The sequence below is a fragment of the Kribbella sp. C-35 genome (assembly GCF_046549195.1).
Taxonomy (GTDB): domain Bacteria; phylum Actinomycetota; class Actinomycetes; order Propionibacteriales; family Kribbellaceae; genus Kribbella.
This window is the reverse complement of record NZ_JAJPWG010000002.1, coordinates 269,928-295,582: the sequence shown is the minus strand read 5'-3', so window position 1 is coordinate 295,582 and position 25,655 is coordinate 269,928. Positions and strand designations below refer to the sequence as shown.

The 25,655-nt window shown below is 67.8% G+C and carries 16 protein-coding genes; 10 read left to right on the top strand and 6 right to left on the bottom strand.

Annotated features, from left to right (window positions below; all coding sequences use genetic code 11):
* The first annotated feature begins 15 nt into the window (after positions 1-15).
* Positions 16-606 carry a GNAT family N-acetyltransferase gene (locus ACLJOO_RS14060; protein WP_410787462.1) on the top strand — a complete coding sequence of 197 codons (591 nt, stop codon included), beginning with the start codon at positions 16-18 and terminating at the stop codon, positions 604-606.
* On the opposite strand, the gene ACLJOO_RS14055 is transcribed toward ACLJOO_RS14060, so the two are convergent.
* Entirely contained in the window at positions 569-988 is a 420-nt protein-coding gene (locus ACLJOO_RS14055) for a hotdog fold thioesterase (RefSeq protein ID WP_410787461.1), read from the bottom strand. The two genes, ACLJOO_RS14060 and ACLJOO_RS14055, sit on opposite strands and share 38 nt — an antisense overlap.
* A 74-nt stretch (positions 989-1,062) precedes the next feature.
* Between ACLJOO_RS14055 and polA the strand changes: the two genes are divergently transcribed.
* A complete protein-coding gene (gene polA / locus ACLJOO_RS14050; RefSeq protein WP_410788671.1) occupies positions 1,063-3,765 on the top strand; it encodes a DNA polymerase I in 2,703 nt (900 codons plus the stop codon).
* Here polA and ACLJOO_RS14045 read toward each other — a convergent pair.
* Entirely contained in the window at positions 3,762-4,235 is a 474-nt protein-coding gene (locus ACLJOO_RS14045; protein WP_410787460.1) for an NUDIX hydrolase, read from the bottom strand. The two genes, polA and ACLJOO_RS14045, sit on opposite strands and share 4 nt — an antisense overlap.
* A 249-nt stretch (positions 4,236-4,484) precedes the next feature.
* Between ACLJOO_RS14045 and ACLJOO_RS14040 the strand changes: the two genes are divergently transcribed.
* The 3 genes from ACLJOO_RS14040 (at position 4,485) to ACLJOO_RS14030 (ending at position 8,241) form a co-directional block, all read left to right on the top strand.
* Complete coding sequence (locus tag ACLJOO_RS14040; RefSeq protein ID WP_410787459.1) at positions 4,485-6,236, top strand: hypothetical protein; 1,752 nt, start codon at positions 4,485-4,487, stop codon at positions 6,234-6,236.
* 73 nt (positions 6,237-6,309) lie between these two features.
* Positions 6,310-7,248, top strand: a complete 939-nt coding sequence (locus ACLJOO_RS14035) for a carbohydrate ABC transporter permease (RefSeq protein ID WP_410787458.1) — start codon at positions 6,310-6,312, stop codon at positions 7,246-7,248.
* 6 nt (positions 7,249-7,254) lie between these two features.
* Positions 7,255-8,241: an ABC transporter permease gene (locus tag ACLJOO_RS14030; protein ID WP_410787457.1), complete on the top strand. Its 987-nt coding sequence runs from the start codon at positions 7,255-7,257 to the stop codon at positions 8,239-8,241.
* On the opposite strand, the gene ACLJOO_RS14025 is transcribed toward ACLJOO_RS14030, so the two are convergent.
* The gene (locus tag ACLJOO_RS14025; RefSeq protein ID WP_410787456.1) at positions 8,227-9,498 is read right to left on the bottom strand and encodes a lipopolysaccharide biosynthesis protein; all 1,272 of its coding nucleotides are present in this window, start codon (positions 9,496-9,498) and stop codon (positions 8,227-8,229) included. The genes ACLJOO_RS14030 and ACLJOO_RS14025 overlap by 15 nt on opposite strands.
* 204 nt (positions 9,499-9,702) lie before the next feature.
* Between ACLJOO_RS14025 and ACLJOO_RS14020 the strand changes: the two genes are divergently transcribed.
* The 3 genes from ACLJOO_RS14020 (at position 9,703) to ACLJOO_RS14010 (ending at position 20,278) form a co-directional block, all read left to right on the top strand.
* The gene (locus ACLJOO_RS14020; RefSeq protein WP_410787455.1) at positions 9,703-14,121 is read left to right on the top strand and encodes a fibronectin type III domain-containing protein; all 4,419 of its coding nucleotides are present in this window, start codon (positions 9,703-9,705) and stop codon (positions 14,119-14,121) included.
* Positions 14,118-17,525: a GH92 family glycosyl hydrolase gene (locus ACLJOO_RS14015; protein ID WP_410787454.1), complete on the top strand. Its 3,408-nt coding sequence runs from the start codon at positions 14,118-14,120 to the stop codon at positions 17,523-17,525. The genes ACLJOO_RS14020 and ACLJOO_RS14015 overlap by 4 nt, the downstream gene beginning before the upstream one ends.
* Positions 17,526-17,602: 77 nt before the next feature.
* On the top strand, positions 17,603-20,278 hold the full coding sequence (locus tag ACLJOO_RS14010; protein WP_410787452.1) for an alpha-(1->3)-arabinofuranosyltransferase family protein: 2,676 nt from the start codon (positions 17,603-17,605) through the stop codon (positions 20,276-20,278).
* Here ACLJOO_RS14010 and ACLJOO_RS14005 read toward each other — a convergent pair.
* Genes ACLJOO_RS14005 through ACLJOO_RS13995 form a run of 3 tightly spaced genes read right to left on the bottom strand, consistent with a single transcriptional unit; the run spans position 20,185 to position 22,820 of the window.
* Entirely contained in the window at positions 20,185-21,222 is a 1,038-nt protein-coding gene (locus ACLJOO_RS14005) for an acyltransferase family protein (RefSeq protein ID WP_410787451.1), read from the bottom strand. The two genes, ACLJOO_RS14010 and ACLJOO_RS14005, sit on opposite strands and share 94 nt — an antisense overlap.
* Positions 21,219-22,019, bottom strand: coding sequence for a class I SAM-dependent methyltransferase (locus ACLJOO_RS14000; RefSeq protein WP_410787449.1), 801 nt, complete (start codon positions 22,017-22,019; stop codon positions 21,219-21,221). Before ACLJOO_RS14000 ends, ACLJOO_RS14005 begins: the two co-directional genes overlap by 4 nt.
* A gap of 48 nt (positions 22,020-22,067) precedes the next feature.
* Positions 22,068-22,820: a MerR family transcriptional regulator gene (locus ACLJOO_RS13995; protein WP_410787447.1), complete on the bottom strand. Its 753-nt coding sequence runs from the start codon at positions 22,818-22,820 to the stop codon at positions 22,068-22,070.
* A 97-nt stretch (positions 22,821-22,917) separates the two neighbouring features.
* Here ACLJOO_RS13995 and ACLJOO_RS13990 point away from each other — a divergent pair, with 97 nt between their 5' ends.
* Entirely contained in the window at positions 22,918-23,802 is an 885-nt protein-coding gene (locus ACLJOO_RS13990) for a phosphotransferase family protein (protein WP_410787445.1), read from the top strand.
* 261 nt (positions 23,803-24,063) lie between these two features.
* The gene (rpsA, locus tag ACLJOO_RS13985; protein ID WP_410787444.1) at positions 24,064-25,551 is read left to right on the top strand and encodes a 30S ribosomal protein S1; all 1,488 of its coding nucleotides are present in this window, start codon (positions 24,064-24,066) and stop codon (positions 25,549-25,551) included.
* The last annotated feature ends 104 nt before the right edge of the window (positions 25,552-25,655 follow it).

Sequence of the window (25,655 nt, the reverse complement as noted above, 5' to 3'; positions counted from 1 at the left end):
CGGGAGGTCGCTGTGGTGGCAGCCGTCGAGGTGAGGGACGCCCGGCCGAGCGACGCCGACGCGCTGGTGGCGCTCTGGCGTGAGCTCAGCACCGCTGCCGGTCTGCCGTCCCGGCTCCCGGCGCCGCCGTCGCCCGCCGCCGCCGAGGTTGCCGTCGGCAAACATCTGGACGACCCGTTCGGCCGGCTGCTGGTGGTCGAGCTGGACGGTCAGGTGCACGGTATGGCGTACCTGCGCCGGACCATGATCAGTCCGCTGCACGACGACTCGACCGTCACGGTCGAGTACCTGCACGTCAGCGACACGTCCCGCCGGCACGGCCTCGGCAAGGCCCTGATCGCTGAAGCGGTCACCTGGGCCGAGCACGAGAGCTGCCTCCACCTGGCCGTGGTCGCGCCCGCGATCGCCCGCGAGGCGAACCGCTTCCTCGCCCGCCTCGGCCTCGGGCAGGCCGGCGTACTGCGGTTCGCGAACACGCACACCGTCCGTCGCCGGCTCACCGCCGAGCACGCGCCGAACCTGCTCGCCCTGCTGTCGTCACGCCGCTCGGCGGTCGCCCGCCGCGCGGTCAGCTCCCGGGCGGAGCCTGAATCAGCTGGCAAGTGATCCGGGCGGTGCACACCCGCTTGTCCCGGTCGTCGGTGACGACGATCTCGTACGACGTGGTGGTGCGGCCGAGGTAGATCGGTGTCGCGACGCCAGTGACGATCCCGTCGCGGACCGCGCGGTGGTGGGTGGCGTTGATGTCGACGCCGACCGCGACCTTCCCGTACGCCGCCGCGTGCAGCGCCGACCCGATCGAGCCGAGGCTCTCGGCCAGCACGCAGGACGCGCCGCCGTGCAGCAGACCGTACGGCTGGGTGTTGCCCTTGACCGGCATCGTCGCGACGACCCGGTCCGGCGTGGCCTCGGTGACAACGATTCCCATCAGCTGCAGGAGCGTGCCCTCCATGCCCATACCCGGGCCAAGGTTCATTTCATCTGTCACGGAAGCAGTGTGACAGAACTGTCCGTGGGACCCACTAGAGTCGGTGTGTGGCTCCAGATACCAACACCTCGACGATGACCAAGGACACCGCGACCCCCGGCACGGGGCGACCGCGGATCCTGCTGCTGGACGGGCACTCGCTGGCCTACCGGGCGTTCTACGCGCTCCCGGTGGAGAACTTCTCCACCACCACCGGGCAGCACACCAACGCGGTGTACGGGTTCACCTCGATGCTGATCAACATGCTGCGCGACGAGCAGCCGACGCACATCTGCGTCGCGTTCGACGTGTCCCGCAAGACCTTCCGCTCCGAGCAGTACACGGAGTACAAGGCCGGCCGGTCGAAGTCGCCGGACGAGTTCAAGGGGCAGATCTCGCTGGTCAAGGAGGTGCTGGAGGCGCTCCGGATCCCGACCACGGAGATCGACGGCTGGGAGGCCGACGACATCATCGCGACGCTCGCGACACAGGCGTCCGAGCAGGGTTTCGAGGTGCTGATCAGCAGCGGTGACCGGGACTCGTTCCAGCTGGTCAGCGAGGACGTCACGGTGCTGTACCCGAAGCGCGGCGTGTCCGAGATCGCCCGGATGGACCCGGCCGCGATCGAGGAGAAGTACGGCGTCGGCCCGCGGCTGTATCCGGATCTCGCCGCGCTGGTGGGGGAGCAGAGCGACAACCTGCCGGGCGTGCCCGGGGTCGGCCCGAAGACCGCGGCGAAGTGGCTGAACCAGTTCGGCTCGCTGAACGACGTGGTCGACCGGGTGAACGAGATCAAGGGCAAGGCCGGTGAGTCGCTGCGCGAGCACCTCGCCGACGTGATCCGGAACCGGCAGATCAACGAGCTGGTCCGCGACCTGACGCTGGACGTGACGGTCGACGACCTGGTCCGGACGCCGTGGGACCGGGAGAAGGTGCACACGCTGTTCGACAGCCTGGAGTTCCGGGTGCTGCGCGAGCGGCTGGTCGCCGAGCACGAGGAGGTCGACGCGACCGTCGACCACGGCTTCGAGCTGGACGGCGTGCAGCTGAAGCCGGGCGAGGTCGGGGCCTGGCTCAAGGAGCATGTGAGCGGCGGTGACCGCGTCGGTGTCGCGGTGCAGGGCAGCTGGGGCGGCGGCACCGGTCAGATCACCGGACTGGCGCTGGCGAACACGTCGGGTGCGGCGGCCTGGTTCGATCCGACCACGATGACGCCGGACGACGAGTCAGCCTGGCAGGCCTGGCTCGCCGACGAGAAGCAGCCGAAGGCGCTGCACGACGTGAACGGCCCGCTGCTCGGCTTCCTGGAGCGCGGCTGGACCCTCGCGGGCCTGAGCTCGGACACCCAGCTCAGTGCGTACCTGGTCCGCCCGGACCAGCGGGCGTACGACCTCGCCGACCTGACCGTTCGCTACCTCAAGCGCGAGCTGCGCAACGAGGAGGCCGAGAACGGCCAGCTCAGCTTCGACGACGTCGAGGGCGGGCCTGCCGCGGACCACACGATGCTGCGCGCCCGCGCGATTGCCGATCTCGCCGACACGCTCGACGTCGAGCTCGAGAAACAGGCCGGTACGGCGCTGCTCGCGGACGTCGAGCTGCCGCTGATCCAGGTGATCGCCGCGATGGAGCGGGACGGGATCGCGGTCGACCGGGCGTATCTGGAGGAGCTCGAGGAGCGGTTCGCCACCGGCGTACGGGAAGCAGCCACGGCGGCGTACGACGTGATCGGTAAGGAGATCAACCTCGGGTCGCCGAAGCAGCTGCAGGTGGTGCTGTTCGACGAGCTGCAGATGCCGAAGACGAAGCGGACCAAGACCGGGTACACCACGGACGCCGACTCGCTGCAGGCGCTGTTCGAGAAGACCGAGCACCCGTTCCTGGCGTACCTGCTGGCGCACCGGGACGCGACCCGGCTGCGGCAGACGGTCGAGGGGCTGCTGAAGACGATCAGCCCGCGCGACGGCCGGATCCACACGACGTTCAACCAGACCATCGCGGCGACCGGGCGACTCAGCTCCACCGACCCGAACCTGCAGAACATCCCGATCCGCACCGAGGAGGGCCGCCGGATCCGGCAGGCCTTCATCGTCGGCGAGGGCAACGAGTCGCTGATGTCGGCGGACTACAGCCAGATCGAGATGCGGATCATGGCGCACGTGTCGCAGGATCAGGGCCTGATCGACGCGTTCAACTCCGGGATGGACTTCCACTCGGTGACGGCGTCCCGGGTGTTCTCGGTCGAGCCGTCCGCGGTGACCCAGGAACAGCGCGCGAAGATCAAGGCGATGAACTACGGGCTCGCGTACGGCCTGTCGGCGTACGGGCTGAGCCAGCAGCTGAAGATCGGCGTCGACGAGGCCAAGGGCCTGATGGACGAGTACTTCGAGGGCTTCGGCGGGGTCCGGGACTACCTGCGGTCGATCGTGATCGACGCCGGCAAGACCGGGTACACCGAGACCATCCTGGGCCGCCGCCGGTACCTGCCGGACCTGACCAGCGACAACCGGCAGCGCCGCGAGATGGCCGAGCGGATGGCGCTGAACGCCCCGATCCAGGGCTCGGCCGCGGACGTCATCAAGATGGCGATGCTGAAGGTCGAGCGCTCGCTGCGCGAGTCCGACCTGAAGTCCCGGATGCTCCTCCAGGTCCACGACGAACTCGTCTTCGAGATCGCCCCGGGAGAGCGGGACGCGCTCGAGGAGCTGGTCCGCCGCGACATGGGCAAGGCCGTCGACATGGCCGTTCCGCTCGACGTCTCGGTCGGCGTCGGCCGCACCTGGCACGAAGCCGCCCACTAAGAGGTCGCGAACACCGGTGGCAGGCCGGGGGAGAGCGCTCGCTCGATGCAGGCTGTCTCCCGGTCCGTCAGGTCTGGAAGGTCGTTCAGGGGCCACCAGCGGACGTCCAGGGACTCGTCGTCGTTGACTCGCGGCTCACCGCCGGTCGGACGGCATCGGAAGGTCAGGTCGAGGAACTGGACCTGGTCGCCGTTCGGGTAGCTGGCGGGTGGGAGTGACTCGACGCTGACGAGGCGCTCGACGACTGCCTCGACCGCGGTCTCCTCCTGGATCTCGCGTACCAGCCCGACGGCCGGCTGTTCACCTGGTTCGAGGATGCCGGCGACCAGGCTCCAGCGGCCGTTGTCGGCGCGTTGGACGAGGAGCACCTCGTCGCGGTCGTTGAGCACGACCGCGGTCAGCCCGCTCAGCCACAGCAGGTCGTGCCCGATCTTCTCACGCAGGTCGAGGATGAACTTCGGCGTCGGCATGACCGGAACCCTACCGAGACCGGCGTCCGGAACTTTCTTCGCTGCAAGAAATTTGGGTGGCGCAGCGCAAGCGGTAAGCGTTTGCCGCGCAAGATACGAACAGTGACTGATCGATCCCGATCGGTATCGATCGATCCCTTCCGCCGGGTTGCTTTCTATGTCATTCTCCCGGGCAAAAGATCCGAGATCCTATCGGATATTGCTCTCGGATATTTCGTCTTTTGTTCCGACCAGCCGCCAGGAGGAACCATGCCGAACGATCACGTGCGCCCTGGAGTCAGCCGTCGATCACTCATCGCGGGCGCGCTCGGGCTGACGGCCGCAACCGCCGGTGGCGGCCTACTCAGCGGGTGCAGCGGCTCGAGCAACGCCGGCACCGCAGCCCCGGGGTCGGGCGCCGCGGCGCCCAGCGTCACGCTCGGCCCGAAGCTGGCGACAGTGCAGTACCCGGACGGGTACGTCGGCCCGGTCGCCCGCACGTTGAAGCCGATCACCACCGAGAAGACGACGTTCAAGATCGTCGTCAAGCAGGACGTGACGATCGGCGACTGGAAGACCAACGCGTTCACCAAGTGGCTGGAGCAGAAGACCGGGATCCACATCGAATGGATGCAGGTCGGCGGCACCGACGACGACGTGATGACGAAGGTGAACGCGATGATCGCGGCCGGGGACATCCCGGACGCGTTCCTCGGGATCGCGTTCACCCGGTCGCAGTTGTTCCTGTACGGCCAGCAGGGACTGTTCACCGACGTCGGCCAGTACATCGACGGGTACGCGCTGAACCTGCAGCAGGCGATGAAGGACTACCCCGACACCCGCAAGCTCATCCAGGCGCCGGACAAGAAGATCTACTCGTTCCCCGGCATCAACGACTGCTACCACTGCCGGGCCGGCAGGCAGCGGGCGTTCCTGAACACCGCCTGGCTCAAGCAGGTCGGTCTGGCCATGCCGCAGACCACCGACGAGTTCCGCGAGGTGTTGCGGGCGTTCAAGAAGGCGGACCCGGCCGGCAAGGGCCGGACCATTCCGTTCGCCGGCTACAAGGACGCGCCGTTCGAGGCGTTCATCATGAACTCGTTCCTCTACACGCCGGTCGAGCCGTGGCTGGTGCTCAAGGACGGCAAGGTCGACGTCACGTTCGACAAGGACGAGTGGCGTGAGGGACTGAAGTACCTGAACGGCATGTACCGCGAGGGCCTGATCAGCCGGGACCTGTTCACCGCCGACGAGGACCAGTTGAAGCGCTACGGCAACGCGCCCGGCGGCCCGCTGATCGGGGGTGCGCGGGTGAACTACTGGGGCAACTTCGTCGACATCGACCAGAAGGATCCGAACGCCCGCTGGCGCCAGTACGACGTGATTCCGGCACTCGAAGGCCCGAACAAGGTCCGGTACACCGCCTGGGACTACCTCACGGTCGGCGTCGAGGTGGCGCACCTGGTCATCACCAAGAAGTGCGCCAAGCCGGAGCAGCTGGTCCAGTGGGCCGACGCCCAGTACGAGCTGGAGGCGATCCTGCGCGGGTACGGCGGTCCGGCGTACTCGTGGGCGAAGAAGGGCGAGCTCGGGATCAACGGCAAGCAGGCGATCTACGGGTTCGACGCCACCTGGAACTCGCAGAAGAACATCAACTGGAGCCAGGACAACCCGATGTACCGCTCCCAGGACTTCCGGCTGGGCGAGCGGGTGAACCCGAAGGACCTCACGTTCGAGCAGCCGCTCTACGGGCAGACCAAGGACAAGCTCTTCCCCTACAAGCAGCCGCAGGACCTGCAGTTCCCGCCGGTCACGCTGGACCAGGACCAAGCCGCGCAGGAGGCGGAGATCCGGACCAACCTCAAGGGGGAGGTGAACGGGTCCTTCGCCAAGTTCATGACCGGGCAACTCGACCCGAACGACGACGGCGCCTGGAACGACTACAAGGACCGCGTCGCGAAGATCGGCGTGAAGCCGTATCTGGACCTCCAGCAGGCCGCGTACGAGACGTACAACTCATGAGCGAGCGAAGCGAGTTCATCATCAAACTCAGCAGCAAATGCTCATCCGCGCCCGGAGCGAAGCGAGGACGTGGATGAGCGCCGGAACGACCTTGGCGCCGGACGAGGAGCGGCTCGGGGCCGGTGCGCCGATCCAGGACACCAAGAGCGACAAGATCGCTCTGGCCTGTATCTACACCGCCCTCGGGCTCTTCTGCCTGGCGGTGCTGTACCCGATCGTCTACGTCCTCAGTGCCTCCGTCAGCAACACCAAGCGGGTGTCCGCCGGCGAGGTGTGGCTGTGGCCGGTCGGGTTCACACTCGACGCGTACAAGGCGATCTTCGACTACAAGTCCATCGTCAGCGGCTTCGGCAACTCGGTGTTCTACGCGGTCGCCGGCGCTCTGGTGGCCACGATCCTCACGCTGCTCGCGGCGTACCCCTTGTCGCGGAAGGGGCTGCCGGGCAAGGGGATCATCATGGCGGCGTTCGTGTTCACGATGATGTTCAGCGGCGGCCTGATCCCGACGTACCTGGTGGTGCACGAGCTGGGGTTGCTGAACACCCGGTGGGCGATGATCCTGCCGACCGCGCTGGCGGTCTGGAACGTGATCATCACCCGGACCTACTTCATGGTGACGATCCCGGAAGAGCTGGTGGAGGCCGGGAAGGTGGACGGCTGCAGCGACTTCGGGTTCTTCTGGCGCGTCGTCCTGCCGTTGAGCAAGCCGATCATCGCCGTGAATCTGCTGTTCTACGCGGTCGGTTCGTGGAACTCGTTCTTCAACGCGCTGATCTACCTGACCAACGAGCACCTGTTCCCGCTGCAGGTGATCCTGCGGCAGATCCTGCTCCAGACCAAGGTCGACCCGTCCCAGATGCCCGACACCAGCAAGCTGGCGCAGATGCAGGAGTTGCAGCAGCAGCTGAAGTACTCGCTGATCGTGATCGGCATGATTCCGCCGCTGCTGGTGTACCCCTTCGTCCAGAAGCACTTCGTCAAGGGAGCCATGATCGGCTCCCTGAAGGGATGAGGCCCGATGGCCACAACAGAAACTGAGACGAGGTCGTCGGTCCGTTCGGCGGGCCACAAGCGCACCCGGGTGGCGAAGTCCAGGGTCGGTCTCGGGCTGCGGATGCGCCGCAACTGGCAGCTGTACGCGATGCTCGCGCTGCCGCTGATCTGGCTGGCGATCTTCGCGTACTGGCCGATGTACGGCGTGATCATCGCGTTCAAGGACTACAACGTGGTGTCCGGGATCTGGGGCAGCCCGTGGGCCGGGATGAAGTACTTCGACCGGTTCGTGGAGTCGTACCAGTTCTGGCGGCTGATCAAGAACACCGTGTACCTGCACGTCTACGAACTGGTTGCGACATTCCCGTTGCCGATCATCCTCGCGCTGTGCCTGAACACGGTCCGGAAGAAGTGGTTCAGCCGGTCGGCCCAGCTGATCACCTACGCGCCGCACTTCATCTCGACCGTGGTCGTGGTCGGTCTGCTCGTGGTCCTGACCAGCCCGAACACGGGTGTGACGAACAAGCTGATCGGGTTGTTCGGGTTCGGTCCGACCGATGTGATGGGCGATTCGGGCATGTTCCGGCATCTCTATGTCTGGTCGGGCGCCTGGCAGACGATGGGGTTCGCCGCGATCATCTATCTGGCGGCCCTGACCAGTGTTCCGCCGGAGCTGCACGAGGCGGCGATCGTGGACGGGGCGTCCCGGCTGCGGCGGATGTGGCACATCGACCTGCCGGCGATCGTGCCGGTCGCGGTGATCCTGCTGATCCTGGACATCGGCCGAATCCTGTCCGTCGGCTTCGAGAAGGTACTGCTGATGCAGAACAGCCTGAACCTCGATGTCGCGGAGGTGATCGACACCTACGTGTACAAGATCGGTCTGGCGTCGTCGGTGCCGCAGTTCAGTTATGCGACCGCGATCGGGTTGTTCCGATCGGTGATCGGGCTGGTGCTGCTGGTGCTGGCCAACACGTTCGCCCGGCGGTTCGCGAAATCAAGCTTGTGGTGAGTCGGCGGCCTGGCGGTGCAGTCCTGCCGCCAGGCCTGCCGACAGCAGGAGCGCGCAGGTGCTGGTCATCGCGGCCAGCACCTTCACGCCGTTCAGGCCGGTCGCGGTGCCGGTGCCGAGGATGATCCCGGCGGCCACCGCGAGCACCACCAGCCCGAGCCAGATCCCCAGTGCGGCGCGCTTCTCCTGCTGCGCGATCGCGGCGTACACGACCAGCTGCAGTACGGCGTACGCGGAACCGGAGACCGCGAACAGCCAGGTGTACGGACCGAGCGGCGCGTACTTCTCCTCGCCGCCGATGATCGCGACGACGAGATCGGGAAGGATCAGGGTGCCGATGACCGTGCACACACCGAGACCTGCGACAGCCGCGATCGCCTTGCGCAGCCGCAGGGTGTCACCCGGCGACTGTGCGAGTGTCGGGAACACCAGGACGATGACGAACTGCGGGAGGAACAGGCAGGCTTTCGCGATGATCACCCCGGCCGCGTAGTACCCGCTGTCCGTGCCGTCGAGCAAGGCGCGGGCGAACAACACGTCGGCGTTCGCGAGCGCGAAGAACGCCAGCAACGTGTGCGTGCCGTGCACGGTCTCCCGCAGTACCTCTTTGGTCTGGTCCTTGGTCGCGCCGGTCGATCCGCGGAGCGCGATGCGTCCGATCAGGACCGGTACGGCGGCACCGAGCGCGAGGCCGATCATCGCCGAGTCGAGCGACGGACGCACGAGCAGTGCGCCGCCGCCCAGGAGGAGGCGGCCGACACCGGTGGACAGGTAGATCGCGGCGAGCTCGGTCCAGCGTTTGCTGCCCTGGAGGACGCCGAGCTGGGACCCCATCACGGTCAGGCAGCCGAGTGTCGGGGCGAGCAGCAGGATCGAGACCACCGAGTCGATGTGCAGCAGCCACATGAACACCGGCGTGAGCACCAGGCAGACCGCGGTCAGTCCGAGTGCCGCGCGATTGCCCGCCTTCAGCATCGCGTCGGCCAGTGCTCCGGCGCCGGCACCGGAGTGTGTCGCGAGTTGACGGGCGCCGGCTGCCTGCAAGCCGAGTGAGGCGACGTTGCCGATCAGCAGCAGACCCAGCAAGGCCGTGAGGGCGCCGAACTGTTCCGGGACGAGCCGGTGCGTGCCGATGAGCGTGAAGCCGTAGGCGGCCACGTTCATGATCGCCATGGCGACGGCGACCACGGTGGCACGCCGCAGGAACGCCAGGCGCTTGGCATTCGGTGCATCGGCCGGAGTGGTGCCTGACGTCATTCGCTGCCTCGGATCGGTCGTGTGATGGTGCTCGACCTCACCGTACGGCTTGCGTCACCAGGGCCCCACATCGGCATCTACGAGGGCCCTTGTCAAGCGCTCGCGATTGCAGCAAGTGACGCTTGTGGCGCAGATCCGCGATCCGTCACGCTTCAGGAAACTCAAAGGGGCGGGGGCCTGACTGTGCGTTGGAGGGGTGGGGGCATGGTTGTGCGTCTGCTGGTCTCTCATGGGAAAAATCGCCGGCCGGCGGTACGCCGAGCGCCGATCGCACTCGCCGTACTGTTCGCTCTGGTACTCGGGTCGGCAGTCGTTCCACCGTCCGGCGCCAGCGCCGCGACCCCGGTCGGGGTTCTGACAGCCACGCAGCTGAACGACGCGTTCACGACGTACGGCGACACGTCCGGCGAGTGGAGCGGTGGGGACGGGACCGCGTCCGTTCCGCTGTCCGACGGACGCGTGGCCTGGTTGTTCTCCGACACCTACATCGGGACGGTGAACGCCGACGGCAGCCGTCCCGCGAACACCCCGATGATCAACAACTCGATCGTCCTGCAGACCGGGGTCGGCCTGCAGGACACGATCTTCGGAGGTACGGCGAGCGCTCCCGTCGCACTGATGCCGCAGTCCGCGACGGGGGACTTCTACTGGGTCGGTGACGGGACCGCGTCGGACGGCAAGCTGCGGGTCGTCTACAGCCGGTATGCCCGGTCCGGACAGGGCGCGCTGGACGTCAAGCTCGTAGGTACCAGCGTGGCGACCTTCGAAACGGTCGGATTCAGCCGGCAGTCGGTCGTGGACCTTCCCGTCGGCGACAAGATCGCGTGGGGTGTCGAACTCGTCGAGGACGGTCCGGTGACGTACGTCTACGGATCGGAGTACGTCGACGAGACGGGCCTGCGGTTCGCCCACCTGGCCCGAACCAACGCGGACCTGTCGGCTCCGCTGGAGTACTGGAACGGATCGGCGTGGGTCTCCGACGAGGCGTCCTCCGCGCGGATCGTGAGCGGCGTCGGAACGACCTTCGGCGTCCAGCGCATCGGCTCCGGCTGGGTGCTGGTCACGCAGCAGGGCAACGGCATCTTCCACCCGGACATGGTTGCCTACAGCGCCCCGTCGCCGACCGGGCCGTTCTCCGATCCGGTGGTCCTGTACCAGGCGCCGGAAGGCGCTGACGGCACCGGCAAGATCGTGTACGACGCCCATGTCCATCCGCAGTCGGCCGCCGGCGGGAAGTTGCTGTGGTCGTACAACGTCAACAGCCTCGACGGCACCGCGAACACTGCCGATGCCCACATCTATCGGCCGCGTTTCGTGGAGACCACCTGGCCGATGCCGGCTCCGGACCCGGCGACGGTACCGGGGCAGGTGACCGGACTGACCACCTCGCAGTCCGAGGACGGCAAGGTGTCCCTGACGTGGCAGCCGGTGGCCGGCGCGACGAAGTACTGGGTCTATCAGCGCAACGTGACCGACGGGCAGACCCACTTCGCCCGGGACGCGGTGGCCGTGACCGCGCCGTCGGCGGCGGCATCCCTGGTCCGGGACGGGAAGACGTACGAGTTCAAGGTCACGGCCGCGAACGGTGCCGGTGAGGGAACGGCGTCGGCAACCGCGAGTATCACGGTCCATCTCGTTCCGCCCGCGGCGCCTACCGGTGTGACGGCGGTGCCGAGCGGGGCGACCGGAGGGATCCGGGTGTCCTGGCAGGCCGTACCAGGCGCCTGGAACTACGAGATCTTCTACCGCGACACGACCGAGGGCGACGGCAGCTTCAAATCCGCGACGATGGTCGGCGCGGACGTCCGCGAGTTCTCCGTGACCGGGCTGAACGTCGACCATCCGCACGAGTTCTACGTGACGGCGAGGAGCGGCGGTGGCGAGTCCGCCCGGTCGACGGTGATCACGGCGACCCCGGTCGGCGTACCGCCACAGGCACCCGCGACCCTGACCGCGACCGCAGGGACCGACGGAACGATCACACTCAATTGGACCGCGTCGACGACACCTGGTGTCTGGTACTGGGTCTACCAGCGCGATGTCACCGCCGAGGAGCCGGAATTCGTCAAGCTGCCACTGCCGATCTCGCAGGGCACGACGATGGAGGCCGGGTTCCTTGCCAATGGCCACGTCTACGAGTTCGCCGTCACTGCCTATGACAACGGTGGCGAGTCGCCGCGCACCGCGGCGGTGGCCGCCACCTCGACCTATCCGGCGCTGGCACCGCCCACGGGCCTGGTGGCGACCGCCGGCAACGGTGAAGTGGCGCTCAAGTGGACGTCGCTCGGCGCGGACATCTGGTACTGGGTCTACCAGCGCGACGTCACCGACGGAGAAGCGGAGTTCACGAAGCTCCCGTTGCCGATCTCGTCCGGTTCGGCCATGACCGCCGGGTACCTGACCAACGGCCACGTCTACCAGTTCAAGGTGTCGGCTCTCGGGCCAGGTGGTGAAGGCCCGTTGTCGGCGGCGGTTTCGGCGACGCCGGTCTACCCGCCGCCCGCCGCGGTGACCGGCCTGACCGCGGCCGCTCAGACCGACGGCAGTATCAGGGTCAGCTGGACCGATCGCGTGGACACCTACTTCTGGATCTACCAGCGCGACGTGACCGCCGGCGGATCGTTCGTCAGACTGCAGTACCCGACGCAAGGTTCCAGCTTCAGTGCGACCGGGTTGACGAACGGGCACGTCTACGAGTTCAAGGTGCAGCCGAACGCGTACGGCCAGGACGGCCCGATCAGCTCGGCCGTTGCGGCGAAGTCGACGTACGCACCGCCGCCGGCGCCGACCGGCCTGGTCGCCCGGGCGATGGGGAACGCCACCATCCGGCTGGACTGGAACGGGGCGGCCGGAGTCACCTTCTGGGTCTACCAGCGCGACGTCACGGCCGGTGAGACGACGTTCGTCAAGCTCGGTCTGCCGAGTCTGGACAAGACCGCGGAGCTCGGGCTGATGAAGTCCGGGCACAAGTACGAGTTCAAGATCGCGGCCCAGAACCAAGGCGGCACCAGCCCCTTCTCCAACGTGGCCTCCGCGACGTCGTACGGCGGTCTGCCGGCGGCCCCGACGAACCTGTCGGCGGTGGCGCAGGACGGCAAGGTGAAGCTGTCGTGGAGCGCGAGTACGACGGCGGGTGTGCAGTACATCGTCTACCAGCGCGACGTGACGTCGGGTGATCCGTGGGACCGCTTGCCGTTGCCGATCACCGCGACCACGATGACCGCGGGGTATCTGATGAACGGCCACACGTACGCGTTCCGGGTCACCGCGCAGAACGGGATCGGTGAGAGCGGTGGTACGAACACGGTGCAGGCCCGGCCGATGCCGCCGCTGCCGACAGCTCCGGCGAGCCTGACCGCGGACGCAGGCGACGGAACGGTCTTCCTCGACTGGTCCGCGAGTACTCCGTCGGACGTCTTCTACTTCGTCGAGATGCGTCCCGCCGGCGGCACCTGGCGACGGATGCCGTACCCGGTCAGCGGTACGTCGTTGCGGGTCAACTGGCTGCGCAACACGGTCAGGTACGAGTTCCGCGTCTACGCCAACAACATGACCGGAAACTCGGCGATGTCACCGGTGGCCAGTGCGCGTCCGATGCCGCCGTTCCCGACCGCTCCGGCGTCCCTGGTCGCAACGGCAGGCGACCGGACGGTCAAGCTCGACTGGTCGGCGAGCAGCGTGTCCGGCGTGTACTACTGGCTCGAGTTCCGGCAGTCCGGACAGCAATGGACCCGGGCCGGGTGGCCCGTCGTCGGCCAGACCTGGATCAATTTCGGGCCGCTGATCAACAACAAGCGGTACGAGTTCCGGATCAGAGCGGCGAACGAGTCCGGGGTCTCGGCCCCGTCGCCCGTCGCGGCGGCGACCCCGATCCCGCCGGTTCCGGTGGCGCCGACGATCTCCTGGGTCACGGAGTACAACGGCTACTTCGAGTTCTACTGGAGCGACGCGACGGTCGAGCCGAACCTGTGGGAGATCCGCTACAAGAATCGCCTGACCGGAGAGATCACCAGCGGGTGGTCCCTGATGGAGAAACGAGCGAAGCTCAGCACACCGGTCGAGCAGTACGAGATCCTGGTGCGGAGCCGGAACTCACGCGGCTGGGGACCGTGGTCGGCGCCGAAGTACGCGGTCTCGGAGACTCGCTGGTTCCCGAGTTTCTGGTACGACCGGCCAGGGAACAACGACGTGAACAGGATCGCCCTGGACCTCATCGGCGGCCGGGAGTGCAAGATGTCCTCGCGGCAGATCGTCTGCTTCTACACCGATCTGACCAACCACCAGCAGCGGCCGATGACGCTTGGCGACTACCTTGGCTATCCGTGGGGCGAGAGTACGTGGGACTACCAGTTGAAGTGTGATGCCCAGGACGCTGCGGGGCTCGCACAGCAGAGTGGTTCGGCGGCCGGTATCAAGTACGGCCCGCATCTGCCGTGGCACGAGGCGGTGCATTCCGACCAGTGGGCACGGTGGGGCTGGAAGTTCGCGGCCATGTACGCGGCCGCACAGGGGATCGCGAACGCGTACGGCGGGCCGAACAAGTTCGAGGTGGACGCGAACATCTGGTGGGGCGGCTACGAGGTCTGGCCCGGACTTCCCGACACCTGCGACCGGCGCCGATGAACAGGAAGCGTCTGTGGCTGAGGTTGCTCGTTGCGGTGGTTGTCGTCCTGGCCGGCGTCGGCTCCACGTCGGAGGCGGTTGCGGGCGAGTCGACGGCCGGCCAGGCAACCACGTTGGTGACGGATCCGGCGGCGCTGGTCAATCCGATGATCGGGACCAAGCAGACGGTGGGGCAGGAGGGCAACGCCGGCAACACGTTCCCGGGGCCGGCCATGCCGTTCGGCATGGTGCAGTGGGGACCGGACACCTCGCCGCGCTGGCCGGGCGGTGATTACGACTACGGTGCGACGGCCCTGGCCGGCTTCGGGATGACACGGATGAGCGGCGCCGGCTGCGGGGCGTACGGCGATCTGCCCTTCCTACCCGTCACCGGTACGGTGCCTGCGGACAAGAACAATGCGACGGTCGGGTTCACGCATGCACAAGAGACCGCGCGCACCGGCTACTACGGGTTGACTCTGGCCAACAACGTCCGGGTCGAGCTGACCACCGGCCTCCGGTCGGGCCTCGGCAGGTTCACGTTCCCGGCTGCAACGGCGGCCACGCTGCTGATCAAGGCAGCTGGAGGTGCTGCGGCGTCCGAAGCCGGGATCTCCGCGGTCAGCACGACCGAGGTGACGGGCTGGACCGGCGCCGGGGCGTTCTGTGCCCGGGGCAACCATTACCGGCTCTACTACGCGGTGAAGTTCGACAAGGCGTTCACGGCGTCGTCGAAGTGGACCGGGCAGTGGCCATGGGTCACCGGGGACGGTGGCATCGCCCTCACCTTTCCGGCCGGTACGGTGGTGAAGGCGAAGGTGGGGATCTCGTTCGTCAGCGTCGCCAATGCGCAGGCCAACCGCGACAGTTTGTCCAGCTGGGATCTGGCCGTGGTCGAGCAGGCTGCCAGAACCGCGTGGAACGGGCTGCTGACCGGTGTGCAGATCGGCGGCGGCACCCTCGACGCGCAGAAGACGTTCTACACCGCGCTCTACCACTCGCTGCTGCATCCCAACGTGTTCAGCGACTCGAACGGCCAGTACATCGGCTTCGACAAGACCGTACGGACGGTGCCGGCCGGGCAGTCGGCGGTGTATGCCAACTTCTCCGGCTGGGACACCTACCGATCACAGCTGCAGTTGAGCGCGCTGGTGGCGCCCGCGCAGACCTCGGACATGGTCCGGTCCCTGCTGCTCGCGTACGACCAGTCGGGACGCCTGCCGAAGTGGCCGGTGGCCAACGGCGAGACCTTCATGATGGTCGGCGACCCGGCGCTGCCGCTGATCGCGTCGGCCTACGCTTTCGGCGCCAGGAACTTCGACACCGCGAAGGCGCTGACCGCGATGGTCGACCAGGCCACCGGTCGCTCGGACATCCGGCCGGGGACCGGGTACCTCGATACGCACGGCTACCTGCCGACCGACGGTGCGTACGACTGCTGTGAGCACACCGGCACGGTGTCGACCTCACTCGAGTACGGCGTCGCGGACTTCGCGCTCTCGGCCTTCGCGGCGGCGCGCGGCGACCGCGCCGTACAAGCGAAGTTCCTCGACCGGGCGCAGGGATGGCAGTACCTGCTCAATCCGCAGAGCGGCTTCATCCAGCCGCGCCGCTCGAGCGGAGTCTGGAAGGAGAACTTCGATCCGACCGACTTCTCCTTCGACGACTGGGCCGAGGGCAACTCCTGGAAGTACACGCCGATGGTTCCGTTCAACGCCGCCGGACTGATCTCCGCGAAGGGCGGAGCGGCGGCGATGAGTCAGTACCTGGACACACATTTCCAGAAGCTGAACGAGATCGCCGGCCCGTACGCCTGGATGGGCAACGAGCCGAGTTTCGGCACGCCGTGGCTGTACAACTACACGGGGCAGCCCTACAAGACCCAGCAGGTCGTACGCCGGATCCAGACCGAACTGTTCGGCAACAAGCCCGACGGCCTGGCCGGCAACGACGACCTCGGCTCGCTGTCGTCCTGGTACGTCTGGTCGGCTCTGGGCTTGTATCCAGCGGTTCCCGGGACGGCGGACCTGGTGCTCGGAAGCCCGGTGTTCCCCGAGGCAGCGATTCGTCTGCAGGGTGGCAAGACGCTCACGATCAGCGCTCCGGCCGCGGCGGCGGGGTCGCCGTACGTTCAGAGCATGTCCGTCAACGGTGCGGACTGGAACAAGTCCTTCCTCCCGCCGGGGATGCTGTCGACGGGTGGGGCGGTGACGGTGGCTCTGGGCAGCACGCCCAACACCGGCTGGGCCTCGACCCCGGATGCCGCGCCTCCGTCGTACTCGTCCGACGCCGTCGCCCTCGCCAACAGCAACGGAACGAGTAACGACGCCGCGCCGGGTGAAGCCAACTACGACCAGTTCGGGTCGGGGTACTCGGTCCAGGCTCTGCAGGCGACGGGAGTGGTCGCCGGCAGCAAGCTGGTTGCTGAGGGCATCGACTATGTCTGGCCGAACGTCCGGTCGGGCCGGCCCGACAACGTCCTTGCGGCCGGACAGACCGTGACCGTCTCGGGTCCGCCCGGGGCGAACCGGATCGGTTTCCTCGGCAGCAGCGAGGGCAGCCTCGACGGTGCCGCCGGTGCGGCAACCATCACGTACGCCGACGGGACCAGCCAGCAGGTCGACGTCGGATTCAGCGACTGGACGCTGGCGGGCGGCGCCGTTGCCAAGCGGAGCGACAACGTGGTCGCCGCCGACATGCCGTACCGGAACAACTACTGGGCCGGCGGACCGGAACAGGTCAGGACGTATCTGTACTCGACCTCCTTCGCTGTCGACCCGGCGAAGACTGTCATCAGTGTCACACTGCCGGCCACGCCGGCGACCGGCCGGTTGCACATCTTCGACATCGGGTTCTCCGGCCACCGGGCCAACGCGGGAGTCAGTGACGACACGAAGCTCGGCACTGCCGACTTCGACAACGGAGCGGCCGGCTACTCGCGGCAGGCGCTCGCTGCGGCAGGGCTCACCGCGGGCCGGCAGATCGTCCATAACGGCGTCCAGTACGTGTGGCCGGCCACGGCAGCGGGGGACCGGGACAACTACGTCGCCCAGGGACAGTCGATCCCCCTCGCTCCGGTCGCAGGTGCGACGAAGCTCGGTCTCATGGGTGCGGCCGAAGGCTGGCCGACCGGCGTTTCGGGGTCGGGGACGGTCGTCTACACCGACGGAACCCGGCAGGCTGTCACGATCGGCTTCACCGACTGGACCCGCGGCGGTGGCGGACAGCCGATCGGGCACGGCAACACAGTCGTCGCCCAGATGCCGTACCGTCACTGGGCTCCGGTCGGGACGGAGCAGATCACCACGTATGTCTACGCGACGACGCTGCCGCTGACGCCTGGCAAGACTCCCCAGGCGATCGAGCTACCACCGCCGAGTGGCGGATTCGGGCGCATCCATGTCTTTGCCGCCGGGACCGGCTGACAGTGGCGGGAAGGGGATCCATCACCAAGCGGTAACGAAGTCGGTCAGGAGCCGCCGGATCCGTTAATGTCCGGCCGGTGAGGAGGCTGAAGGCTGGGAGTTCGGAGCAGGTCGTCTGGCGGGCACGGCTCGTCCTGGGATGCCTTGCTCTGATCGCTCTGTGCTTTCAGCGTGCTCCCGGTCAGATCGTTCCGGATCGCCGGCTCGAGCTGACGGCCGGGCCGGGCGGGTTCCTGTCGCGTGCACTCCACCTGTGGGATCCGCACACGGCGTTCGGTCAGCTGCAGAGCGACGCCTACGGCTACCTGTTTCCGATGGGGCCGTTCCACTGGTTGCTGGACACGCTGTCGGTGCCGGACTGGATCACGCAGCGCCTGTGGTGGTCGCTGGTCCTGTGCGTCGCGTTCCTCGGCATCTGGAAGTTGTGCAACGTCCTGCAGTACGGCGTGCCTTGGACACGGCTCGCCGTCGCCCTGCTGTACGCCGTCGTGCCACTGGCGTTCGGCGGGCTCCCCATCGAGGTGTGGCCGCTGGCTATGGCCCCGTGGGTACTACTGCCACTCGTCGCACCAGGCACCCGCTCCGGCTGGTGGCGGGTCAGCTGGTCGGCCGTCGCGTTCGCGCTGATCGGCGGCGCCAACCCGGTGGCCGGCGTCGCGACCCTCGTCGTACCGGCCGTCTGGCTCGTGTCGCGCGGGAGGTGGAAGCTGACTGTCGCGTGGCTGGGCTTCGTCGTCGCAGCGTCGATCTGGTGGCTGGTCCCACTGCTGATGCAGTTCCGGTACGGCGCTGCGCCGCAGAGCCCGCGCTGGGTACCGGTCGCTGCTGCGGTGGTCGGCGTGCCGCTCGCACTGGCCGCGGCGCATTACCTGCGTCGTCTGACGAACCTGTCCGTCTCGCGAGGCGTCCACCGCCGCGTCGTACCTGTTCTGGTCACCTGTCTGGCTGTGGCCGCCGCCCTGCCCGTGATGCTCGCCCGACCGGACGGGGCGTTCGCAGCGATCCCACAGCACTGGGAGGACGCGGCCAGCTGGTTGGACGAGCAGACCACGCCCGGCAGCGTGCTGGTGCTGTCCAGCTCCAGCGAACCGCTCGCCGCCCTGGTGAACCGCCCACTGGCCGCGCTCACCAATGACATGCGCAGCCGTATCGACTCTGGCGTCGGTGACCCCGCGCTGCGTCAGGAGCTGACCCGCGACGGCATCCGGTACGTCGTCGTGCGCAACGACGTACCGGATGACACGCCGTCGTTGGCGATCCACGAGAGCCTGGCCGACTCCGGCATCGGGAGGGTGGCGTACTTCGGACCGCCTGGACAGTCCAGCCCGCCGTACCCGAGCGTGGAGATCTACGACGTCGGAGCGACCACACCGGGTCGGCTGATCCCGCGGTCGCGGCTCGTAGCGGTCGGCGGCACCGCTGACGACGTACCGACGGTGGTGACCGCGCTCGGTGGCCAGGGCGCGGCCGTACTGCGGGCAGACGCCAACGGCAAGCTGGACGACCTGCCACTGATCGCGACCGACAGCCAGCAGACTGATGGACAGCCGAGTGCAGTAGTACTGCGCAACGCCCAGATCGGCCGGTCCGCCTGTCTGCACGTCGGCGCGCGGGCCCTGTGCAGTCAGGACCAGGCGAAGGACTCCGCCGAGCCGAACGGCCTGTCCCGCAGCGTGCAGCTCCCGCAGGCCGCGACGTACCAGCTGCGCGGGACGGCCCTGCCGCGGGACGGCGAGGCGCTCGAACGGCTGCTGTCGGTGCCGGGAGCGATCACCGCGACGGCGTCGTCGCGGGCGGTCGCCGCGCCGGAGGGACGGCCGGATGCCGCGGTCGACCGCGATCTCGGCACCGGTTGGCTGGCCGCGCCGGACGACCCGGCGCCGAGCCTGACGCTGAAGTTGCCTGTAGCAAGTGACGTGCACGGGCTGCGGTTCCAGGCGTACCTGAACGGCTCCCGGCCGGCAGAGGTCGTGCTGTACTTCGACGGCGGCGCGCCGCTCCCTGCCACGGTCGACGCCGGCGGGTACGTCCGGTTCGCGACGAGACACACGCGGACCGTCAGGATCGACTTCACCGCGACGAAGCCGCTGCAGGACGCGCGGACCAGTCCGGTCGGCGTGACCGAGGTCGAGGTGCTCGGTGCGGACGAGCTGCGCAAGGCGGTCGCTCCGCAGCGCCGGATTCCGGCGTACTGCGGCAACGGGCCGACGGTCCGCGTCGACGGCGTACCGGCACGGACACAGGTCGCGGCGACCATGCGGGACCTGCTGCAGCGACGGCAGGTGACGTTCAGCCTGTGCGGCCAGATGTCGACCATCCCGCTGCGGTCCGGGCTCCACCAGGTGGAGGTGCACGCGAACGGTGGGCTGGTGCCGATCGAGACCACGCTGGCGAAGGCAGGGTTCGGGGACGTGTCCGTGACACCGGTGCAGGGTGTGGACGTGTGGCGTCCGAACCCGACCGAGCTGACGGTCGAGGTGCCTGGTGCGGACGAGCAGTCCGTGCTGGCAGTCGCGCAGAACTACAACGAGGGCTGGGAAGCGTACGACGGCAGCGGCCAGAAGCTCACGCCGATCCGGATCGGCGGCTGGCAGCAGGGCTGGGTACTGCCGGCCGGGCCGGAGCAGGTGGTCACGGCAAGCTTCCTGCCGGACAGGACCTACCGCGCCGGGCTGCTGCTCGGGCTGATCGCGTTGCTCTCGGTCTTGGCCACCGCCGCGTTCTTCACCACAGGCCGTTCGATCAGGCGGTAGCTGACTGCGGCCAGAACAACAGAGGCCAGCAGCGTCACGGGCAGCTGTACGGCGAACGGGCCGTCGAGCAGGCCCAGTACGACGAACTGGTAAGCGACAACGCCGTACGAGAGCTGTGCGGCGAGTTGCGCCGGGCGACTGCCTAGCACGCGGACTGTTCCGGCTGTGGGCGTGAGGACCGGGAAGAGCACACAGGCGACGACGACTGTGTAGAGCAGGCTCTTGGTGAGGGCCTGTGCCGCAGTGGGGGTGGAGTGGTCGTACGGTCCGGCGATTGGGGTTGCCGTGATCAGCAGGAGTGCTGCGGCGATTCCCCAGAGTGTGCCGGGGACTCTGGTCAGCGTGTCGAGTGTTGACGGGCCAAGCCGACCTGTGGCGCGGGCGACCTGCCAGAGCGCCATACCCATACCGACGGCGAACCAGCCGAGGTACCCGGGCAGCCAGAGCCCTGCCGCCGGATGACCGGTTGCCATGACGGCGGCCATCCACACCGGTCCGAGTGCGGTCAGCGCGACCAAGACGAGGAGCCGCCACCGGACACTGCGGCGGGTGGGACGCTCGTACCCGGTCAGCAGCCGTCCTAGACCGGGCAGGAGCAGGTAGAACGGGAGAGGCGTCAGGACCGCCCAGCGGAGGTACGTGGTCGCCGGGTGCGGGACGAGGACGATCGACAGTACGACGGCGACCAGTAGTGCCGGGAGGATGCGTAGTGCGCGGCTGCGCAGGTACGGGAGGGTGAGCGGCGGCAGCGTGCCGGAGAACCACGCCAGTACGTGCGGCCGGTAGAGGAGGAACCCGGAGATCGCACAGAAGATCGCCCAGCCGACGTCCAGCCGGGACACGACCCCGGCGAACGGCGCCTGCGTGTGCAGACCGACCTGTGACACCACCACTGCGAGTGCGGCAATCACTCGCAGTCCGTCCACTGCGGGGAATCGGGTCATGCGGGCTGTCCTTTGCGGGCGGTCCAGATGGCTGTGCCGGGGACGAGGGGTCCACGCTCGGGTCCCCAGCCGCCCCAGACGAGCTGGTGCCCGGCCGGCCATTCCGGTTCGAGCAGGTCGTCGACGACGAATCCGGCGCCGGTCAGCTCCCGGATCCAGTCCCCGGTGGTGCGGTGGTGCTCGGCGTACACCGGCGTACCGGACGCGTCGACCTCGACGTACGGCGTCCGGTCGAAGTAGGAGTGGGTGATGCGCAGACCGGCGGCCGACGGGTCGTCGGGCATCGTCCAGCGGAACGGGTGCGTCACCGAGAAGACCAGAAGGCCCCCGGGCTTCAGGACGCGCGCGATCTCGCGGAACGCCGTACCGACGTCGGCCACGAACGGGAGCGCGCCAAAGGCAGAGCAGACGATGTCGAAGGTGCTGTCGCGGTAGGGGAGTGCGACGGCGTCAGCGGCGACGGTGCGGACCGCTGTGCCGGTGCGTACGTCGAGTTCGTGAGCGATCCGGAGCTGCTCGATCGAGATGTCGAAGGCAACCACATCCGCGCCCTGCCCGACGAGCCAGCGCGAGCACTGGGCCGCACCGCAGCCGACCTCGAGGATCCGCTTGCCGCGCACCGGCCCGAGCAGCTGGGCCGCTTCCTCGTCGACGCCCTCCGGACACCAGACGAACCGGTCGTCACCGAGGAAGTCACCGTGCTCGGCCAGGTACTCCGCAGCGGCCCCGTCCCAATACGTCCGGCTGGCACGTGACGTCTGAGCTTCCGTCAGCTCAACCCTCCGCGGCTCGACCACCGGCCTACCCTAGAGGACCCCGGAGTCTGCAGCCTCCGAGGTCCTGGATCAGCTGTCCAGCTTGCTGTCGGCGTACACGGTCATGGCGTCGCGCAGGTACTCGACCAGTGCGTCGTCGCCGCTGCCGATGTTCTGCCGGAACCGCTCGTCGTCGACGTACATCTGCCCGAGTCCCTTGTACGCCTCACGTGTGGGCGTCCAGAACAGACAGGTGACCTCGTAGTGCAGCTGGATCAGCTCCTGCACACTCAGGTCGGTCACTGCGACCCCTTCCGCCTTCAGCGCGGCCAGCCCCTCGTGGACCCGTGGGTAGCCGGTCCGAGCCTTCTCTGCGTCCGCCTCGGTCCAGCCGCGCATCCGCTGGTAGCTGGCATCCACTGCCTCGTCGCCCCAGCGCTCGCGCGCCTCGGCCTCGTACGGGTTGCGTTCGAATCCTTCGAAGACCTTCTCCGGTGACATCTCTCCTCCTCTCTTCAGGTTGTCGATGGTGGCGTCGACGGTCTGCACCAGCCGGCCCAGGCGCAGCTGCTCCTTGACCAGCCACTCCTTGTGCTTGGCGAGTACCTCGATCGCGTCCTGCTCGTCCCGGTGCGCGATCACCTCGCCGACCACGTCCAGACTCAGCCCGAGGTCCCGGAGCAGGAGGATCTGCTGCAACCGCAGCAGCTGCTCCTGCTCGTAGTACCGCCGGCCGTTGGGCGCGACCCTGGCCGGCACCAGCAGGCCGATGGAGTGGTAGTGCCGGAGCGTGCGTGAGGTGACACCGGAGGACCGGGCCACCTGCGCGATCGACCACGCCATCGAACTGCTCCTTTCCGTCGACGTCCCCGACGGTAGATGTTGCCGCTACGTCAACTTCAAGCCGAATTGTCGAGGGAATGCGGCAGGATGCGGAAGCATGACTGATTTCGCGGCCAGTGCCGTTCCGCTGAGCGGTGGGTACGGCGGGCAGACGTTCGCGGTGAGCGCCGGCGACGAGGACGCGGTCATCAAGTTCTACGCGCGGGACCCCGAGCGGGCCGCCGTCGACGCGTCGCTGCTCGAGCTGGTGCACGGACTGCTGCCGGTGCCGCGAGTGCTTGATCTCAAGCGCGACGGGTCCTTCGAGGACCCGCCGTACCTGCTGACCGAGCGGCTGCCGGGGATCAACCTGCAGGTCTTCCTCGAGTCGGCGACGGACGAGCAGAGGCAGCGGGTCGGGACGCAGCTGGGGGAGTTGCTGGCGCGGCTGAGCGGGATGCCGTACCTGAAGGCCGGGATGTTCCGGGGCGGTGAGCTGACGGTCGAGCCGTTCGGGTTCGGCGACCTGGCGGAGTACGTCGCGGGGCTTCGGCTCGGGTTCGACGACCGGCAGCGGGAGGGTTTCGCCGCGGTGATCGACGAGGCGGAGGACGTGCTGGCCGACGGCGTGCACCGGGTCTGCCTCGTGCACAGCGACTTCAACCCGAAGAACCTGCTGGTCGACCCGGAGACGGCGCGGATCACCGGGCTGATCGACTGGGAGTTCGCGCACACAGGTTCGCCGTACGCCGATCTGGGCAACCTGCTCCGCTTCTCCGAGGACCAGGTATTGGCCGGGGCGGTGCTGGCGGTGTTGCGGGATATGGGGCTGGGGGAGCGGCTGGTGGACCTGGGCCGGGCGGCCGATCTGTGGGCGCTGCTCGACCTCGCGGAGCGGGCCGCCGAGCACGAGATCGCGGCGGCCGCGCACCGTCTGGTCTCTCGAATGGCGGACACGGGCACGCTCGCCGGAGGCCGTCCGGCCCTGGACGTCGTACATTGAGATCAGCGGCACGTCGGGAGACCTCGGCGGGCGGCCGGCCGTGTGTGGACGCGGGCCGGGTGCCCCAGGTTGTGCTGTCTTCGTCAAGACCGGTATTCTGTGAGATGCGCTATGGGCCCGCGCGACCTCAGACGGAGCAGGCTCGTGCTCGCAGCAGTCGGTGGTGAATCTGTGCTCTTCAGGCAATCCAGCGGTTTGATGCGATCCAACGGTTCATGACGCGACCGCACAACACCACCAGTCCACGGAGCAACCCACCACATGACGGCCAGCATCGAGGCACCTCTCGACCCCGCAGTGCGCACCACCCCGCAGGTAGCGGTCAATGACATCGGGTCGGAGGAAGACTTCCTCGCGGCGATCGATCAGACCATCAAGTACTTCAACGACGGCGACATCGTCGAGGGCACCATCGTCAAGGTCGACCGGGACGAGGTCCTGCTCGACATCGGTTACAAGACCGAAGGCGTGATTCCCTCCCGCGAGCTGTCGATCAAGCACGACGTCGACCCGAACGAGGTCGTCAACGTCGGCGACCACGTCGAGGCCCTGGTTCTCCAGAAGGAGGACAAGGAAGGCCGTCTGATCCTCTCGAAGAAGCGCGCCCAGTACGAGAAGGCCTGGGGCACGATCGAGAAGATCAAGGAAGAGGACGGCGTCGTCACCGGCACCGTCATCGAGGTCGTCAAGGGTGGTCTCATCCTGGACATCGGCCTCCGTGGCTTCCTGCCGGCCTCGCTCGTCGAGATGCGCCGGGTCCGCGACCTCCAGCCGTACGTCGGCCAGGAGATCGAGGCCAAGATCATCGAGCTGGACAAGAACCGCAACAACGTGGTCCTGTCCCGCCGGGCGTGGCTGGAGCAGACGCAGTCCGAGGTGCGGATGAACTTCCTCACCCAGCTGCAGAAGGGCCAGATCCGCAAGGGCGTCGTGTCCTCGATCGTCAACTTCGGTGCGTTCGTGGACCTCGGCGGCGTCGACGGTCTGGTGCACGTCTCCGAGCTGTCCTGGAAGCACATCGACCACCCGACCGAGGTCGTCGAGGTCGGCCAGGAGGTCACGGTCGAGGTGCTGGACGTCGACATGGACCGCGAGCGCGTCTCGCTGTCGCTGAAGGCGACCCAGGAAGACCCGTGGCAGCAGTTCGCCCGGACCCACCAGATGGGCCAGATCGTGCCCGGCAAGGTCACCAAGCTGGTTCCGTTCGGTGCGTTCGTCCGCGTGGAGGAGGGCATCGAGGGTCTGGTGCACATCTCCGAGCTGGCCGAGCGGCACGTCGAGATCCCGGAGCAGGTCGTCCAGGTCAACGACGACGTCATGGTCAAGATCATCGACATCGACCTGGAGCGGCGCCGGATCTCGCTGTCGCTCAAGCAGGCCAACGAGGGTGTGGACCCGGTCTCGGACGACTTCGACCCGACGCTCTACGGCATGACGGCGACGTACGACGACCAGGGCAACTACATCTACCCGGAGGGCTTCGACCCGGAGACGGGCGAGTGGCTCGAGGGCTTCGACGCGCAGCGCGAGGAGTGGGAGCGGCAGTACGCCGAGGCCCACACGCGCTGGGAGGCCCACAAGAAGCAGATCGAGGACGCCAAGACGGCGGACGTCGAGGCCGGCGAGGCATCGACGTACTCCTCGGCCTCCGGCGGCTCTGCCCCGAAGGACGACGCTCCCGTCGAGGGCGCGCTCGCTTCCGACGAGGCACTGCAGGCGCTCCGCGAGAAGCTGACCGGCCAGGGCTGATTCATCCTGAACCGGTAGCAGCAGCACTCGAGACCCCCGCATCCCCGTACTGGATGCGGGGGTCTCGCACGTCTACGACGCATTGACCGTCGCGGTGGCGACTC

Excerpts from the sequence above, each read along its gene's own strand:
- ACLJOO_RS14040 (WP_410787459.1), top strand. The coding sequence starts at position 4,485 with ATGCCGAACGATCACGTGCGCCCTGGAGTCAGCCGTCGATCACTCATC.
- ACLJOO_RS14045 (WP_410787460.1), bottom strand. The coding sequence starts at position 4,235 with ATGCCGACGCCGAAGTTCATCCTCGACCTGCGTGAGAAGATCGGGCAC.
- ACLJOO_RS14020 (WP_410787455.1), top strand. The coding sequence starts at position 9,703 with ATGGTTGTGCGTCTGCTGGTCTCTCATGGGAAAAATCGCCGGCCGGCG.
- rpsA (WP_410787444.1), top strand. The coding sequence starts at position 24,064 with ATGACGGCCAGCATCGAGGCACCTCTCGACCCCGCAGTGCGCACCACC.
- ACLJOO_RS14030 (WP_410787457.1), top strand. The coding sequence starts at position 7,255 with ATGGCCACAACAGAAACTGAGACGAGGTCGTCGGTCCGTTCGGCGGGC.
- ACLJOO_RS13990 (WP_410787445.1), top strand. The coding sequence starts at position 22,918 with ATGACTGATTTCGCGGCCAGTGCCGTTCCGCTGAGCGGTGGGTACGGC.
- ACLJOO_RS13995 (WP_410787447.1), bottom strand. The coding sequence starts at position 22,820 with ATGGCGTGGTCGATCGCGCAGGTGGCCCGGTCCTCCGGTGTCACCTCA.
- ACLJOO_RS14025 (WP_410787456.1), bottom strand. The coding sequence starts at position 9,498 with ATGACGTCAGGCACCACTCCGGCCGATGCACCGAATGCCAAGCGCCTG.
- ACLJOO_RS14005 (WP_410787451.1), bottom strand. The coding sequence starts at position 21,222 with ATGACCCGATTCCCCGCAGTGGACGGACTGCGAGTGATTGCCGCACTC.
- polA (WP_410788671.1), top strand. The coding sequence starts at position 1,063 with ATGACCAAGGACACCGCGACCCCCGGCACGGGGCGACCGCGGATCCTG.
- ACLJOO_RS14035 (WP_410787458.1), top strand. The coding sequence starts at position 6,310 with ATGAGCGCCGGAACGACCTTGGCGCCGGACGAGGAGCGGCTCGGGGCC.
- ACLJOO_RS14015 (WP_410787454.1), top strand. The coding sequence starts at position 14,118 with ATGAACAGGAAGCGTCTGTGGCTGAGGTTGCTCGTTGCGGTGGTTGTC.